The sequence below is a fragment of the Nocardioides sp. zg-1308 genome (assembly GCF_013155375.1).
Classification (GTDB): Bacteria; Actinomycetota; Actinomycetes; order Propionibacteriales; family Nocardioidaceae; genus Nocardioides; species Nocardioides renjunii.
Genome location: NZ_JABJQY010000002.1, coordinates 1,031,190 through 1,044,855 on the forward strand (window position 1 = coordinate 1,031,190; position 13,666 = coordinate 1,044,855).

Genomic DNA, 13,666 nt, shown 5'->3' on the forward strand with positions numbered 1-13,666 from the left:
CTCAGCCCAGGTCCCGGCAGGCGCGGTAGAGGTCGCTCCACTCGCGGCGGTTGCGGACGACCGTCTCGAGGTACTCCTGCCAGACCAGCTGGTCCTGCACGGGGTCCTTGACGACCGCACCGAGGAGGCTGCCCGCGACGTCCTCGGCCCGCACGGTGCCGTCCCCGAAGTGGGCGGCGAGGGCGAGGCCGTTGGTCATCACCGAGATCGCCTCGGCGGTCGACAGCGTGGAGCTCGGCGACTTGATCGTCGTGCGCTGGTCGGTGGTCACGCCGCTGCGGAGCTCGCGCATCACGGTGACGACGCGCTGGATCTCCGAGAGCGAGGCGAGGTCGGCGGGCAGCTCGAGCGAGGCGCCGAGCGCGGTGACCCGCGTGCGGACGATCTCGACCTCCTGCTCGAGGGTGTCGGGCAGGGGCAGGACGACGGTGTTGAAGCGCCGGCGCAGCGCGGACGACAGGTCGTTGACGCCCTTGTCGCGGTTGTTGGCGGTGGCGATGACGTTGAAGCCGGGCCGCGCCTGCACCTCCTCGTCGAGGTCCGGGATCGGCAGTGTCTTCTCCGACAGGATGCTGATGAGGGAGTCCTGGACGTCGGAGGGGATCCGGGTGAGCTCCTCGATGCGGGCGATGGCGCCCGTCTCCATGGCGCGCATGACCGGCCCCGGCACGAGCGCCTCGCGCGAGGGTCCCTCGGCCAGCAGCCGGGCGTAGTTCCAGCCGTAGCGCAGCGCCTCCTCCTGGGTCCCGGCGGTGCCCTGGACCACCAGCGTCGAGCGGCCGCTGATGGCGGCGGCGAGGTGCTCCCCGAGCCAGGACTTGGCGGTGCCCGGGACCCCGAGCAGGAGCAGGGCGCGGTCGGTGGCGAGGGACGAGATGGCGACCTCGACCAGGCGCCGCTGGCCGAGGTACTTCGGCGTCACCACGGTGCCGTCGGGCAGCGCGCCGCCCAGGACGTACGTCGCCACCGCCCACGGCGACAGGTGCCACGAGGGCGGCCGGGGCCGGTCGTCGACCGCGGCCAGCGCGGCGAGCTCGTCGGCGTACGCGTCCTCGGCGTGCTGGCGCAGCACTCCTGCGGCGGGTGGCTGGCTGGTGGTCATCTGAAGGCCTCCGTGAGGGATGTGCGGAACGCGTGGAGCTGCAGGGTCTCGGTGAGGGCGCGGCGCAGGAACATGGCGTCGGCCGGGGCGCGCTCGAGGGCGACGCGGGTCTCGGGCGTCAGCGACGGGGGGAGCGCCGCGGCCAGCAGCGGGGCCGCGGCCTGCACGAGCAGCGGGTTGCCGCCCTCCCTGCGGAGGCCGGCGAGCACGGCGCGGCCCAGCTCGTCGGGCCAGGGCCGCGGCGCGCCCGTCAGGAGGGTGCGCAGGTCGCGCCCCTTGGGGGGCCGGGTCACCCAGGCGACGAGGAGGTCGGTGCGCTCCTGCTCGGGCAGCAGCCAGACCAGGCGCGGGTCGCTGACGCCGAGTCCGACGCAGGCGACGGCCCACTCACGGTCGCGGTGCTCGACGACGGCATCGACGAGCCAGCCCCGCACGTCGTCGTCGCGCAGCATCTTGAGGGTCCCGGCCGCGGACCTGCCGGTGATGTCGGTCCACGTGCGGAGCGGCGCGGCCCGGACGACCTGCGCGAGCCAGGTGGTGGGGGCCACGGTCCCGGTCCTCGTCGGGGCGGTCAGGCCGTCGCGGACCCCGACGGCGTCGGGCGCGTCGGGGACGTCGACCTCGAGGTGGCGCACGATGGTGCCCCGGACCCGCACCAGGGAGCGGAGGCGCGCGGCCATCCGTGCGCTCCGGGCGCTGTCGGGCAGCAGCCCCAGCACGGAAGCAGCGACCTCGCGCACGCTGACGGCCCTGTCGTCGAGGCCTCGCTCGAGGAGCGGCTCGTCGGCGGGCGAGATCCCGTGGCGGAAGGAGCGCAGCGCCTCGGCGCGCACCTTGGCCGAGACGCTGTCCCACTGGGCGTCGAGGAGCAGACGTGCCGCGTCGGGGTCGGCGCGGCGGCCGGCGGCGAAGGCGGGGATCGCCTCGGCGGTCGGCAGCGTGGGCCACGCCGCCGTCCAGTCGTCGGCAGGGCCGTCCGCCACCGGTGCGTCCCCGGCCGGGGCGACCAGCGACGCCCAGGCCGGGTTGAGGCCGGCCAGCCAGGTGCCGCGGGCGCCGAGCGCCGTGGCGAGGGCGAGGGCGACGGGCCGCCGGCCGGCCGCGAGGTCCATGAGACCGGGCAGCAACCACCACGGCGCCCGCTGCTGCGCCTCGGCGGCCAGCCGCAGCCACTCGAGCACCAGGTCGTCGCGCGCGCTGCCTGACACCGGCGGCTGGGTGAGGAGGAGGTGGAGCAGCTGGGCCGCGGTGTCGCCGCACGCAGGCAGGACCTCGGTCGGCGCGGTGTCGCCGTCGGCCCGGGGCTCGGCCAGAAGGGCGCCGGCCCGGGTGGTCACGTCAACCAGGGCGGCGCTCGCCAGCAGGCGCTCCTCGGCGGGTGAGCGGTCGTCCGGTTCGAGGCCGAGGACGGACGGAGCGACCGGTGGCTCGCGCCGCGCCGTACCGACCAGCGCTGCGGTGCCGACCTCTGTCAGCCACGTCCCGAGGCCGCTCACAGGCCCACCACCCGGTCCTCGAGCCACACCGACAGCGGGCGCAGGACGCCCGACTCGAGCTCGCCGAAGACGTCGACCGGCTCGCCGCCGCTGAGCGCCAGCAGCATCCACACGGGCGCGCCCGCCGCGAGCGGCACCGATCCCGACGCGTCGCTCGCGTGCCACTCGCCGCCCTCGCCGCCCTCGCCGCCCTCGCCGCCTCCTCCGACGATGCGCACGCCGGCCAGCGGCGCGGGGTGACGGTCGCGCCACGGCGCCCGCGCCAGCGCAGCCGCGGCTGCGGCGTGCACCTCGGCGAGCGACGTACGCCCGGGCAGCGCCGTCACGGGCTCGGCGCCCGCGGGCGGGTCGCGGAACATCGCACGACGGGGGTCGGACCCGGGGTAGCGCGACACCACGACGTCGAGGCGGGCGCCGCTGAGCTGCGGCACCGCCAGCGCCTGGCCGTAGCCCGCGAAGTCCAGCACGACGACGACCTCGCCGTCGTCGTGCGCCAGCCAGGTGCGCTGCTGCTGGAGGCGGCCGTCGTCGGAGCGGTGGGCGCCGAGCACGGTCCACGGTCCCGGCCGGGCGTCGCCGTCGCGGACCTCCTCGCTCGACTGCGCCCAGCCGACGGCGACCCGGACGTCGGCCAGCTCGTCGGCGTCGAGCCGGTCCCGGCCCTGCCACGCGCAGCTGATCGTCCACCACCGACCCACCTCGGCGAGCAGGTGGTGCGCCCAGTCGGGTCGCGCGTGGACGAGCGAACCGGCCTCCCGGACGCGCTCCGCCAGGGCCGGCACCTGGGCGTCGACCAGGCGCGCGGCCGCGTCGTCCCAGAACGAGTACGGCTGCGCCCGCGCCGCGGCGAGCCCGCTGCGGACCAGGTCGGTGAGCCACAGCCGGAAGTCCTCGATGCCGGCGTCCATCCGGACCAGCCGCTGCTCGAGCCGCTTCGCCCGGGCGGCTGGGTCCGCCGGCTTGTCCGCCGCAGGCGCGGGTGCGCCTGCCCGCGCGGCGCGCTGCCCGGCCCACTCCTCGGCGAAGGCGGCGACCTGCCCGGAGTCGTCCATCCGCCCCTCGGACCACAGCATCAGCAGGGCGAGGGCGTGCTTGCAGGGGAACTTCCGGCTCGGGCAGGAGCAGCGGTAGGCAGGCCCGGTGAGGTCGACGCTCACCTGGTAGGGCGTCTTGCCGCCGCCCTGGCACTGGCCCCACACGAGCACGTCGTTGCAGCCAGTCTCGCGCCACGGTCCCGGCACCGCCAGCTTGCGCCCGGCCGCCAGCGAGGCGGCGTCAGGCGCGACCTCGGTCACCTGGCTGGCGGTCCATCGGCTCATGGCGCTGCCATCCAACCACCCGGTGCCGACAGGCGAGGGGCGTTTGGGTGCTGCGGCTCTCCGCCGGCTGTGGACCTATCTGCGGGGGTGGAAGCGGAGGTCTCCGTTGGGGAGGCGGTCGGGGCGGTGTGCGGTGTGGTGGGCTCGGTGGTGGTGGTGTGAGCAGAGGAGTACGCCGTTGGTGAGGTCGGTGGGTCCGCCGGTGTGCCAGGGGTGGAGGTGGTGGGCCCCGCACCAGGTGCCGGGGATGTCGCAGCCCTCGGCGCGACACGTGCGGTCGCGGACCAGGAGCGCCTTGCGTTGGGCGGGGGTGAACAGGCGGCGGGTGCGGCCGAGGTCGAGGGGAAGGCTGTCGCCGCCGAGGACCGCTGGGAGGATCCGCGCGGTGCAGGCCAGTCTCCTGGCTTCGGCGGCGGTGATGCGGTCGCCGGTGAACATGTCGCCGGGCACCAGACCGGCGCCTGTGAGGTCCGCGGTCCCCAGGTCATTGCGCAGGCCGGCGAAGGGGATGGTGACGACCACGGTGGTGGCGTCGCCGCCGTGGACCGGGAGGCGGGTGGGGTCAATCGCCTCGAGGAGCTGGCACAGCGCGTGGCCGAGCCTCTTCGGGTAGGCGGTGCGGGTGAGCGGGTCACCGCTGGGCTCGTCCCCAGCGGCTTGGTGGAGGCGGGGGTTGGTGAACGCCTCGAGGTAGGTGGCGAGCCGGGTGCCGACGGTGTCGGGGACACGTCCGGTGATGCGGGTGGTGCCGTCCCCGACCCGGCGCAGGGTGAGGCGGGTCTGGTCGGCGGCGTGGGCCTCGAGAGCGGCGAGGCGGGCGGCTTCGGCGGCGTCGGCGATGTCGGGGGCGACGACGTCGAGGATGCGGCGTCCGATCCGCCCCAGCTCCTTGGGTCCGAACGTGGTGGCCTGCTGCACGAGGTGTTGCTCAGCACGGTCCACGGTCTCGGCGTCGACCCTGGCGGGTAGGGCGTCCAGGGTCTGCAAGGCGCGGTGGATCACGTGCGCCTGAGCGAGCGTCGCGGCGCCGTCGCGCATCGCCGATGCGAGGACCGGACGCTCCCGCTCCAGCGCGGTGGCGAGGGCCAGGTCGGCGCGGGCGTCGGCGTACCGCGTCCGCGTGACCTGCGCCAGCCACCCCGCAGCGTCCCTCGCAGCGGTGGCGTCAGCGAGGTCGCCGGCGTCGGCCAGGATCCGCAGCCGCAGCTCCGTCAGCTGCGCCTCCGCAGCCACGAGCTCGGTCAATGCCGTCGCCTCGGCGGCCGTGGTCATGAACGTCGGGTTCGTGTCCGCCACCGACTTCAGCACCGACCGGACGTCGGTAGCTGCTGCCACGATCGGGTGCGTGGTGCTGGGGTGAGTCACCGTGGGGCTCCTTCCGACGACGGTCCACGCCACGCGGCATGCGTGACGGACAACGGTCGTCGCTCCTGGAGGCCCGGCTTGGCGGACTATTACTCACCCTCGCAACTCGTCCACATCAGAACCGGGAAGGCGCACCCCTCACGAACTGGTGGCCCGGAGCCTCGCGGACGTACCACCCAGCATACGCCGCCTGAGTCTTATTCGCAAGTGTGTTCGAACGCCGGGAGTCGGCTGGCGCGCCTCACACCCGTGCGTCCACCGTCGCTCGGTCGGAGGACTCGCGACTGCGGTCGACGTACGAGCGGAGCCACAGCGCCGCCACGGCCAGGCCCGCCCCCAGAGCAGCGCCGAGCGTGTTGGAGAGCCAGTCGTTGGTCGAGCAGGACCGACCGAGGCCGGTCAGGAACGCCTGGGCGAGCTCGATCAACGCGGACACCGCGCTCGCCCCGACGAGCACGGCGATCGGGCGCCTCAGCGCCACCCCGAGGAAGAGGGCCGGCGGGACGAAGAGTACGAGGTTGGCCATCGGCTCCACCGCTCCGAGGCTCGGTGTGGCCCACTCCACGGCGCAGCCGACCGCGAGGTCACGACTCGTCGGCACCAGCGTCAGCGCAGCAACGGGCACCAGGCTCAGCAGCGCCGCCGCTCCTGCCAGACGCGGCCGGTCCGTCAGCCAGTAGCCCACCGCGGGACCCAGCACGACCAGCAGCACGAGCGCGGTCGTCGTCAGCCATCGGTGCTCGACGAGGACGGTGGCGATCACCCGGACATCATCTCGGCCGGCGTGGGTGCCGGCCTCGTCCGCGAGTACCGACATGCCGTCTTCTAGTGCCGAGCGGAGCGCCGAGCACGCATCTGCCGGGGGCAGTGCTCAGGCTGTCGCGACCAGCTGCAGCGCACGAAGCACGCCGATCACGTGGGACAGCTCGTGCCACGCCTCCCCGGACGATCGCCAGCGGACCTCGCGCATCGTCGCGAGGTCGTCGCTCACCTGCCCCGCCGTGAACTCGCGCGGTTGCTGATTCATGTCGAACGCCTCATCGACCGGAACGTGCCAGTAGTAGTCCACTGGCAGGGTCACCTCCGTTCCGAGGTGCGCCTCGACCAGGTCGAGGGTCCGCTCGACAGCAGATCGGAGCTCGGGGAGGCTGACGATCAAGGACTCGGCCATGGCGGAGAGCCTTGCAGATGTGTCGTCCGCACCGGCCCCGTTGCACCGCCACACGTTCACCGATCCGCCGGACGCACCGGCCCCCGGCTCCTAGGGTGGTCGCCGGTCACGTCAACGGGGGAGGTGCTCATGCGTTCGAAGATCGGTCCGCTCGGTGCGCTGCTGGGCGTGGTGGCGGGGTTGATCGCCTTCTCGGTCACGTCGCTCGTGGCGACCACTGTGGTGTCGACCGGCATCGCGTTCACGCTCGGCGCACTGGTGGGAGCCGTGGTGGGAGTGCTCGCCACGATGGCGAACTCGAGCCAGGAGGAGCGATGGATCCGTGCCTCGTGGGAACAGCAGGCGTTTGCGGTCCGTGAGCTGGTGCGGGTCACCGTGCCCGCCGCGGTCGAGCTCGCCACCGACCAGCACGGCCGGCTGGACCCCGACCGCTTCCAGAGCCTCGTCGTCGCGACCGTTGCCACGCACACCAACCCGCGCGCAGGGCTCGGTGACAAGGGCCCGGGGGTATGGCAGATCGACACCAGTGGCGCCCGAAACCCTGAGCAGGAGCAACGTCTCCAGCGCCTGCTGACCTATCCCGACCCGGACGAGGCGCCGGCGATGATCGCCGCCCTGGCCGGGCTGGGGCCGCAGACGATCCACCAGTTCTCGGCCTTCGCGACCACCACGCGAAGCCGCCTCACGGTGGGCCTGGAGGGCGTCCTCACAGGACCGGCCGGTGCCGCGCTCACCGGCCACCTGGTCGCCGCGGGGCTCGTCGAGACGGTCGACGGTCCCCCGCTGGGCATGGAGCACGCCAGTCCCGACGTGGCGTACTACGCCCTCACCCCGGTCGGCCTCGAGGTCGCCAGGCTCTTCGCACCCACGACCGTCAGGCCGCAGGAGCTGGCCGCGCTCGACCCGACGCCGGTCCGCTGACGCGCGCAGCCGAGCGGAGCACGGCCCCCTACCGCCAGCAGGTCCCCCACGACCCCCGGTGGTGGGTGCGGGCGCTGCGCTCGACCCGCTCGTAGCCGGCGGTGCGGCGGAACGGCGTGCGGTCGTAGACGTACACCTTCGCCTGTCCGAGGTTGACCTGCGCGCGACCGACGTCCTTGCCGCGTCGCTCGACGTAGCGCAGCAGGCGGCCGTAGCGGTCGCGGTCGTCCTGGCTCGGGTCGCTGATCAGCGTGACGGTGGAGCCGACCGGCGCGAGCTCGCGCATGCGCTGGCTGGCCCTCCGACCGCCGCACTGCGCGCCGCCGTACACCTCCGGGGTGTCGATGCCGATGATCCGGACGTCGCGGATGCCGATGCCGCGGACGCGCACCTCGAGGGTGTCGCCGTCGGTGACCTTGACGACGTTGCCGACGTTGCGGCGTACGACGTCGGCGCCGGACTGGGCGCCCGACTGGGAGCCCGACTGCGAGCCCGACTGGGAGCCCTGCGTGCTGCCCGGGCCGACCAGCGGCTGCGGTGCCGTGGTGCCGCAGGGGCACGGGTTGGACTCGCAGGCCCGCCCGTCGTCGTCGCTCCCGTCGAGGCCGTGCGGGTCACCCGGTCCCGAGGCCAGCATGAACGCCTGGGCCGCCGCCTGGGTGGCGAAGTCACCGCAGTCGCGGTCGACGATCGCGTGCGCGGGAGCGGCGAGGGTCGTGAGGCCGATCGCGGCCAGGACGAGCGCGAGGGCGCGGGCGACGTGCTGGATCATGGTGGAACCCCGTGGTGGTGATGACGCTGACCGGGCCACGATTTCACCGATCCGTGCAGCTCGTGGGCGATTCGTGGCTTTCCCTGCGCGGGCCGGCGGGCGCGACATACGGTCCCGGCATGACCAGGACCTTCCGCGGAGCGCTCGCCGCTCTCGCCCTCGCCGCTCCCCTGCTGACCATGACCCCCGCCGAGGCGGCCGCCCCCGTCTTCCGGTCCTGCGACGCCCTCACCGCCAAGTGGCCCAACGGCGTGGCCAAGGGTCCCGCGGCTGCCGCCAAGGCGGTCCGCGACGGCTACTCCCGCCCGGCGACCACCAAGCTCGCCGTCCAGGTCTACTGGCAGAACGACGGCATGCTCGACCGCGACAAGGACGGCACCGCCTGCGAGAACTGACCACGAGGCGTGGTCGACGCGCGACGGACCTAGCGCTGCAGCTCGGCGATCCGCGCCCTCAGGTCACCCTCGGCCTGGCGCCAGAGGGTGGCCGAGTGGGCGTGCAGGTGGTGCACGCCGGTGCCCGGGCGGGCACGGTCGCGACGGGCCTCCTGCGACTCGGCGCGAGCAGCGAAGTCGTCCGCGGCGCACACGAGCGCGCTGAGGACCGATCCCCGCTCGTCGACACGCACCGCCGTCATGTCCAGATGTTGCCTCCGCGACCGCGGCAGGTGCAGCCTGCGGCGGAGATGTGACCAATTTTCGGCGTACGACCGGCCGGGCCGAAAAAAGTTCGCGCGACGATGTCGAGGAACCCGGCAGCCGATCGACGTACGGGCGAGAACCAACCACGCCAACCAGCAGGAGTGATCGACATGCCGCGTTTCATGGGATTCGTCAGGATGGAAGAGGGCATCGGGATGCCCCCGCAGTCGCTGTTCGACGCGATGGACGTCTACATCGGCGAGCGTGCCGCCAACGGCACCTTCGTCGACGGTGGCGGCCTCTACGGCACCGAGGACGCCGTGAACTTCGTCGTCCGCCAGGGCGAGGTCACCCGCGTCGACGGACCGTACGCCGAGGGCAAGGAGGTCGTCGGCGGCTGGTCGCTCCTGCAGTACGACAGCCTCGAGGAGGCGGTCGCCGACCAGCGTGAGTTCGCCGAGCTGCACGCCAAGCACTGGCCGGAGGCGACCGTGGTGGCGACGATGCGCCAGATCTCCGAGGCCCCGGACATGGAGACGCCGAGCGCCTGAGCACGGCTCACTACGCTGGCCACGTGCCGGCAGATTCCCGTGCGGACGACCCGGTCGAGGCCGTCCACGCCGCGTGGCGGGCCGAGGGGGCCCGCCTCGTCGGCGCCCTCACGCGGATGACCCGCGACGTCGAGCTCGCGGCCGACCTGGCGCAGGACGCCCTGGTCGCCGCGCTCGAGCGGTGGCCCACGACCGGCGTCCCCGAGAACCCCGCCGCGTGGTTGATGACGACGGCGAAGCGTCGCGGCGTCGACCACTTCCGGCGCGCCGACAACCTCCGCCGCAAGGTGGCGGAGCTCGAGGGCTCGAGCCGCGGAGAGGAGGCGCAGGTGCCGGACCTCGACGGACAGGTCGACCACATCGAGGACGACGTCCTGCGCCTCGTCTTCCTGTCGTGCCACCCGAGCCTGACCCCCGAGTCGCGGGCCGCGCTGACCCTGCGGCTCGTCGGCGGTCTGACCACGGCCGAGATCGCCCGCGGCTTCCTCACCACCGAGTCCACCATGGGCCAGCGGATCTCGCGGGCCAAGAAGACGCTCACGGCGGCCCGCGCGGAGCTGGAGCTGCCCACCGGCGCGGAGCGGACCGCACGCCTGGACGACGTGATGGCCGTCATCTACCTCATCTTCAACGAGGGATACACCGCCACCGCCGGCGAGGACTGGATGCGTCCCGACCTGGCCGCCGAGGCGACGCGCCTGGCCCGCATGCTCGCCGTGCTCGCACCCGACGAGCCCGAGGTGCTCGGTCTCCAGGCCCTGCTCGAGCTGCAAGGATCCCGGACCGCGGCCCGGGTCGACGCGCACGGCGCACCCGTCCTCCTCGACGACCAGGACCGCTCCCGCTGGGACCGGCTGATGATCCGCCGCGGCCTCGCCGCCCTGCACCGCGCCGAGGTCCTCGCGGCGACCGGGGTCCCGGTGGGCAGGTACTTCCTCCAGGCCTCGATCGCCGCTGAGCACGCCCGCGCACCCCGCGCCGAGGACACGAGCTGGCCCCGCATCGCCGGTCTGTACGACGTCCTCGCCGGCGCCGCGCCCGGTCCGGTCGTCGAGGTGAACCGGGCGGTCGCCCACGGGCGGGCCTTCGGACCCGACGCCGGGCTCGCCGTGCTCGCCCGTGTCGACACCGCTGCTCTGGGCGACTCACCCCTCGTGGCGAGCGTGCTCGGCGACCTGCTCGAGCGCGACGGGCAGCACCACGCGGCGAGCGAGGCGTTCGCCGACGCCGCCGCCCGCACCCGCAACGAGGGCGAGCGGGGTCTCCTGCTCCGGCGGGCGGAGGAGAACCGGGCGGCCGCGACCGGGTGAGTGACCGCACGAGGCGGGCGCGCCAGCATGCCCCAAAGGGCCCGCGGACCCCGCCGCCATGGTGGCGGCACACCGCAGGTCATAGGCCTGCCGGGGGGCAATCTGCCGCCACCCCCACCGACCCCGCCCCACGTGGCGGCACATCGCAGTTCGTGGGCCTGCCGGTGGGCGATCTGCCGCCACCCCCACCGCTCGCGCCGGCACCAAGGACCGGGGCGCCCGCGGCTGAGCCTCAGCCCGCGGCGGCCCCCGCCACGTTGACCATCCAGCTGACCCCGAAGGGGTTCAGGGTGATCGTCATGGGTCGCTCCTCGGGCGCGGGGACGGGTCGGTCCCAACCTAGGAGCAGCGCGACGGGTCGCGGAAGGACCCGGATGGGGACGAGGGGCCCGGACGAGGGAGTCCGGGTCAGCGGCCCAGGTTGAGCAGCACGGTGAGCAGCACCGACAGCACCACCGAGACCAGGATCATCAGGAGGCAGCCGATCCCACCGCCGAGCGGGCGGATCCGCACGGGGCTCATCGCTCGCCCACGTTCCCGCCGGCTCCCTCGCCGGTCGACCAGGAGCCCCCGGGGAGGTCCTCACGGTTCTCGTGGCCGGTGCGCTGCGTGTAGTGCTCGGCATGGAGGCCGCGGGCCTGCTGGTCCCAGGTGTCCTCGTCGTAGTCGGGCGCTTCCTTGACCTGGTCCTTGCTGACGTTGACGATGATCCGCTGCCCCTCGTGGTCCATCCCGACGACGGTCCCGGCGGGGATCACCCGCTTCTTGCCGAAGATCCAGAAGCCGGTGTCGACGACCAGCCACGCCCCGTCGGTGTCGGCCGTGGCCTGGTCGACCTTGCCCAGCGAGCCGTCCTCGCCCTCGACGTCGTAGCCCACCAGGTCGCGGTCCTCGGCCCACTCGCTGTCGCGGTAGCTCCAGACGATGTCGCTCATGGTCTCCTCCAGGGTCGGCGGTGCGGGACCTGTCGACGCAACCACGCCGTCGCGCCCGCCCGCCACCCGCCTCGGGGTGGTGAGGGGCGGTCAGTCGGTGCCGGAGTGACCCCGCAGCAGGTCGCCGAAGGGCGTCACCTCGACCTCGACCTGCGTGCCGGACGTACGCCGCGGGCGCGCGGCCAGGTCGGGTGCGAACCCGCCCACCCCGTAGCCGCCCTGGCTCAGCACCGCGGCGGCCAGCTCGGCCGCGGCCCGGGTGATCCGGTCGGAGAGCCCGTGGCTGCCGAAGTCCTCGGTCGCCGCGAAGACCCCGGTGGGGACGACGACCGCGCGGAGGTAGGCGAAGAGCGGGCGCATCGCGTGGTCGAGGACCAGCTGGTGCCGCGCGGTGCCGGCGGTCGCCGCGATCAGCACCGGCGTACCGGTCAGCGAGTCCGGGTCGAGGGCGTCGAAGAACATCTTGAACAGCCCGCTGTAGCTGCTGTTGAACACCGGCGTCACGGCGATGAGGCCGTCGGCCGCGGCGACCTGCTCGCGCAGCTCGGTCAGCCGCGGCGTCGGGATGCCGCCGGTGACCATGAACGTGGCCAGCTCGCCGGCGACCTCCCGGAGCTCGACGAAGTCGACCTCGACCGACTCGCCGCGGGCGGTCACCTGGGTCGAGGTGGCCTCGGCCAGCTGGTCGGCGAGGAGCCGGGTCGACGACGGGACGGTCAGCCCCGCCGTCACGACCACGATGCGACGGGTCATGCCGAGACCTCGGCGGCCTGGGAGGAAGCCTGCGAGGCACCCTGGGCCGCCTGGGCCGCCTCGACCAGCGCGCGGGCCGGCTCGACGAGGTGGTGCGGGGCGTCCGGACCGGCGGCCACGAGCGAGGCGTGGGTCGGCGGGTCGCTCGGCACGTGGGCCGGGCGGCGGCGCTCGAACTCCGCGCGCAGGACCGGCACGACCTCGGTGCCGAGCATCTCGACCTGCTCAAGCACGAGCGAGGTGGGCAGGCCGGCGTGGTCGACGAGGAACATCTGGCGCTGGTAGTCACCGACGTAGTCGGCGAACCCGAGCGTGCGCTCGATGACCTGCTCCGGCGTGCCGACGGTCAGCGGCGTCATCTTCGTGAAGTCCTCCAGCGACGGGCCGTGGCCGTAGACCGGGGCGTTGTCGAAGTAGGGGCGGAAGACCCGCTTGGCCTCCGCCTCGCTGCCGGCCATGAACACCTGGCCCCCGAGCCCGACGTAGGCCTGGTCGGCGGCGCCGTGCCCGTAGTGCTCGAACCGGCGACGGTAGAGCTTCACCATCTGCTCGGTGTGCTCCTTGTTCCAGAAGATGTGGTTGTGGAAGAACCCGTCGCCGTAGTAGGCGGCCTGCTCGGCGATCTCGGTGCTGCGGATCGAGCCGTGCCACACGAAGGGCGGCGTGCCGTCGAGCGGCGCCGGCGTGGAGGTGTAGCCCTGCAGCGGCGTGCGGAACTGGCCCTGCCAGTTGACGACCGGCTCGCGCCACAGCGTGCGGAGGAGGTGGTAGTTCTCGACCGCGAGCTTGATCCCGTCGCGGATGTCCTTGCCGAACCAGGGGTAGACCGGGCCGGTGTTGCCGCGGCCCATCATCAGGTCCACGCGACCGCCGGAGAGGTGCTGGAGGAAGGCGTAGTCCTCCGCGATCTTCACCGGGTCGTTGGTGGTGATGAGCGTCGTGCTGGTCGAGAGCAGCAGCTTCTCGGTCTTCGCCGCGATGTAGCCGAGGTGGGTCGTGGGCGAGGACACCACGAACGGCGGGTTGTGGTGCTCGCCGGTGGCGAAGACGTCGAGGCCGACCTCCTCGGCCTTCAGCGCGAGCGCCGTCATCGAGGCGATCCGCTCGCCCTCGGAGGGGGTGCGTCCGTCGGTCGGGTCGGGGGTGACGTCGCCGACGCTGAAGATGCCGAACTGCATGGTTCCTCCGGTGCTAGTTGAAGTTTGTACCACCTTCAACGGGGCTGGTGCCCCCAGTATTCCGCGGAATTGCCGGGCGACGTACGGCGTTGGGCCGTCGTCCGGGCGCACGCTCGGGAGAACACCACCTTCGGCACAGCTTCCTGAGAGGA

At 73.5% G+C, this 13,666-nt stretch carries 15 protein-coding genes; 4 read left to right on the forward strand and 11 right to left on the reverse strand.

The annotated features are described in order from the left end of the window. Position 1: 1 nt before the first annotated feature. The 6 genes from HN031_RS06715 to HN031_RS06740 all read right to left on the reverse strand — a co-directional run bounded on the left by HN031_RS06715 (position 2) and on the right by HN031_RS06740 (position 6,453). Entirely contained in the window at positions 2-1,102 is a 1,101-nt protein-coding gene (locus HN031_RS06715; protein WP_172267977.1) for an AAA family ATPase, read from the reverse strand. Continuing rightward, complete coding sequence (locus tag HN031_RS06720) at positions 1,099-2,598, reverse strand: DUF5691 domain-containing protein (RefSeq protein WP_172267980.1); 1,500 nt, start codon at positions 2,596-2,598, stop codon at positions 1,099-1,101. The genes HN031_RS06715 and HN031_RS06720 overlap by 4 nt, the downstream gene beginning before the upstream one ends. Further along, positions 2,595-3,917 carry an SWIM zinc finger family protein gene (locus HN031_RS06725; RefSeq protein ID WP_172267984.1) on the reverse strand — a complete coding sequence of 441 codons (1,323 nt, stop codon included), beginning with the start codon at positions 3,915-3,917 and terminating at the stop codon, positions 2,595-2,597. Before HN031_RS06725 ends, HN031_RS06720 begins: the two co-directional genes overlap by 4 nt. Before the next feature lie 75 nt (positions 3,918-3,992). Further along, positions 3,993-5,282: an HNH endonuclease signature motif containing protein gene (locus HN031_RS06730; RefSeq protein ID WP_172267987.1), complete on the reverse strand. Its 1,290-nt coding sequence runs from the start codon at positions 5,280-5,282 to the stop codon at positions 3,993-3,995. Positions 5,283-5,523: 241 nt separating this feature from the next. Next, positions 5,524-6,099 carry a VanZ family protein gene (locus tag HN031_RS06735; RefSeq protein ID WP_172267990.1) on the reverse strand — a complete coding sequence of 192 codons (576 nt, stop codon included), beginning with the start codon at positions 6,097-6,099 and terminating at the stop codon, positions 5,524-5,526. A 54-nt stretch (positions 6,100-6,153) separates the two neighbouring features. After that, positions 6,154-6,453, reverse strand: coding sequence for a hypothetical protein (locus HN031_RS06740; protein WP_172267993.1), 300 nt, complete (start codon positions 6,451-6,453; stop codon positions 6,154-6,156). Positions 6,454-6,582: 129 nt separating this feature from the next. Here HN031_RS06740 and HN031_RS06745 point away from each other — a divergent pair, with 129 nt between their 5' ends. After that, on the forward strand, positions 6,583-7,374 hold the full coding sequence (locus tag HN031_RS06745) for a hypothetical protein (RefSeq protein WP_172267996.1): 792 nt from the start codon (positions 6,583-6,585) through the stop codon (positions 7,372-7,374). A 28-nt stretch (positions 7,375-7,402) separates the two neighbouring features. Here the strand turns inward: HN031_RS06745 and HN031_RS06750 are convergent, their stop codons facing one another. Beyond that, positions 7,403-8,146, reverse strand: a complete 744-nt coding sequence (locus tag HN031_RS06750) for a thermonuclease family protein (RefSeq protein ID WP_172267999.1) — start codon at positions 8,144-8,146, stop codon at positions 7,403-7,405. A gap of 119 nt (positions 8,147-8,265) precedes the next feature. Here HN031_RS06750 and HN031_RS06755 point away from each other — a divergent pair, with 119 nt between their 5' ends. Further along, the gene (locus tag HN031_RS06755; RefSeq protein WP_172268002.1) at positions 8,266-8,541 is read left to right on the forward strand and encodes an excalibur calcium-binding domain-containing protein; all 276 of its coding nucleotides are present in this window, start codon (positions 8,266-8,268) and stop codon (positions 8,539-8,541) included. A 29-nt stretch (positions 8,542-8,570) separates the two neighbouring features. Here the strand turns inward: HN031_RS06755 and HN031_RS06760 are convergent, their stop codons facing one another. Next, positions 8,571-8,783 carry a hypothetical protein gene (locus HN031_RS06760; RefSeq protein ID WP_172268005.1) on the reverse strand — a complete coding sequence of 71 codons (213 nt, stop codon included), beginning with the start codon at positions 8,781-8,783 and terminating at the stop codon, positions 8,571-8,573. 201 nt (positions 8,784-8,984) lie between these two features. Here HN031_RS06760 and HN031_RS06765 point away from each other — a divergent pair, with 201 nt between their 5' ends. Next, positions 8,985-9,338 (forward strand): YciI family protein, encoded by a 354-nt coding sequence (locus tag HN031_RS06765; protein WP_253943032.1) that lies wholly within the window; start codon positions 8,985-8,987, stop codon positions 9,336-9,338. A 23-nt stretch (positions 9,339-9,361) separates the two neighbouring features. Further along, positions 9,362-10,648 (forward strand): sigma-70 family RNA polymerase sigma factor, encoded by a 1,287-nt coding sequence (locus HN031_RS06770; RefSeq protein WP_172268011.1) that lies wholly within the window; start codon positions 9,362-9,364, stop codon positions 10,646-10,648. A 518-nt stretch (positions 10,649-11,166) separates the two neighbouring features. On the opposite strand, the gene HN031_RS06775 is transcribed toward HN031_RS06770, so the two are convergent. The 3 genes from HN031_RS06775 to HN031_RS06785 form a co-directional block, all read right to left on the reverse strand. Next, entirely contained in the window at positions 11,167-11,583 is a 417-nt protein-coding gene (locus HN031_RS06775; RefSeq protein ID WP_172268014.1) for a PRC-barrel domain-containing protein, read from the reverse strand. A gap of 90 nt (positions 11,584-11,673) precedes the next feature. Further along, entirely contained in the window at positions 11,674-12,336 is a 663-nt protein-coding gene (locus tag HN031_RS06780) for an FMN reductase (RefSeq protein ID WP_172268017.1), read from the reverse strand. Continuing rightward, on the reverse strand, positions 12,333-13,514 hold the full coding sequence (locus tag HN031_RS06785; protein ID WP_172268020.1) for an LLM class flavin-dependent oxidoreductase: 1,182 nt from the start codon (positions 13,512-13,514) through the stop codon (positions 12,333-12,335). The genes HN031_RS06780 and HN031_RS06785 overlap by 4 nt, the downstream gene beginning before the upstream one ends. Positions 13,515-13,666: the final 152 nt, after the last annotated feature.

Bases quoted from the DNA above. Each gene is read 5' to 3' on its own strand.
- HN031_RS06715 (WP_172267977.1), bottom strand. From the start codon at position 1,102: ATGACCACCAGCCAGCCACCCGCCGCAGGAGTGCTGCGCCAGCACGCC.
- HN031_RS06725 (WP_172267984.1), bottom strand. From the start codon at position 3,917: ATGAGCCGATGGACCGCCAGCCAGGTGACCGAGGTCGCGCCTGACGCC.
- HN031_RS06735 (WP_172267990.1), bottom strand. From the start codon at position 6,099: ATGTCGGTACTCGCGGACGAGGCCGGCACCCACGCCGGCCGAGATGAT.
- HN031_RS06740 (WP_172267993.1), bottom strand. From the start codon at position 6,453: ATGGCCGAGTCCTTGATCGTCAGCCTCCCCGAGCTCCGATCTGCTGTC.
- HN031_RS06745 (WP_172267996.1), top strand. From the start codon at position 6,583: ATGCGTTCGAAGATCGGTCCGCTCGGTGCGCTGCTGGGCGTGGTGGCG.
- HN031_RS06750 (WP_172267999.1), bottom strand. From the start codon at position 8,146: ATGATCCAGCACGTCGCCCGCGCCCTCGCGCTCGTCCTGGCCGCGATC.
- HN031_RS06755 (WP_172268002.1), top strand. From the start codon at position 8,266: ATGACCAGGACCTTCCGCGGAGCGCTCGCCGCTCTCGCCCTCGCCGCT.
- HN031_RS06760 (WP_172268005.1), bottom strand. From the start codon at position 8,783: ATGACGGCGGTGCGTGTCGACGAGCGGGGATCGGTCCTCAGCGCGCTC.
- HN031_RS06765 (WP_253943032.1), top strand. From the start codon at position 8,985: ATGGAAGAGGGCATCGGGATGCCCCCGCAGTCGCTGTTCGACGCGATG.
- HN031_RS06775 (WP_172268014.1), bottom strand. From the start codon at position 11,583: ATGAGCGACATCGTCTGGAGCTACCGCGACAGCGAGTGGGCCGAGGAC.
- HN031_RS06780 (WP_172268017.1), bottom strand. From the start codon at position 12,336: ATGACCCGTCGCATCGTGGTCGTGACGGCGGGGCTGACCGTCCCGTCG.
- HN031_RS06785 (WP_172268020.1), bottom strand. From the start codon at position 13,514: ATGCAGTTCGGCATCTTCAGCGTCGGCGACGTCACCCCCGACCCGACC.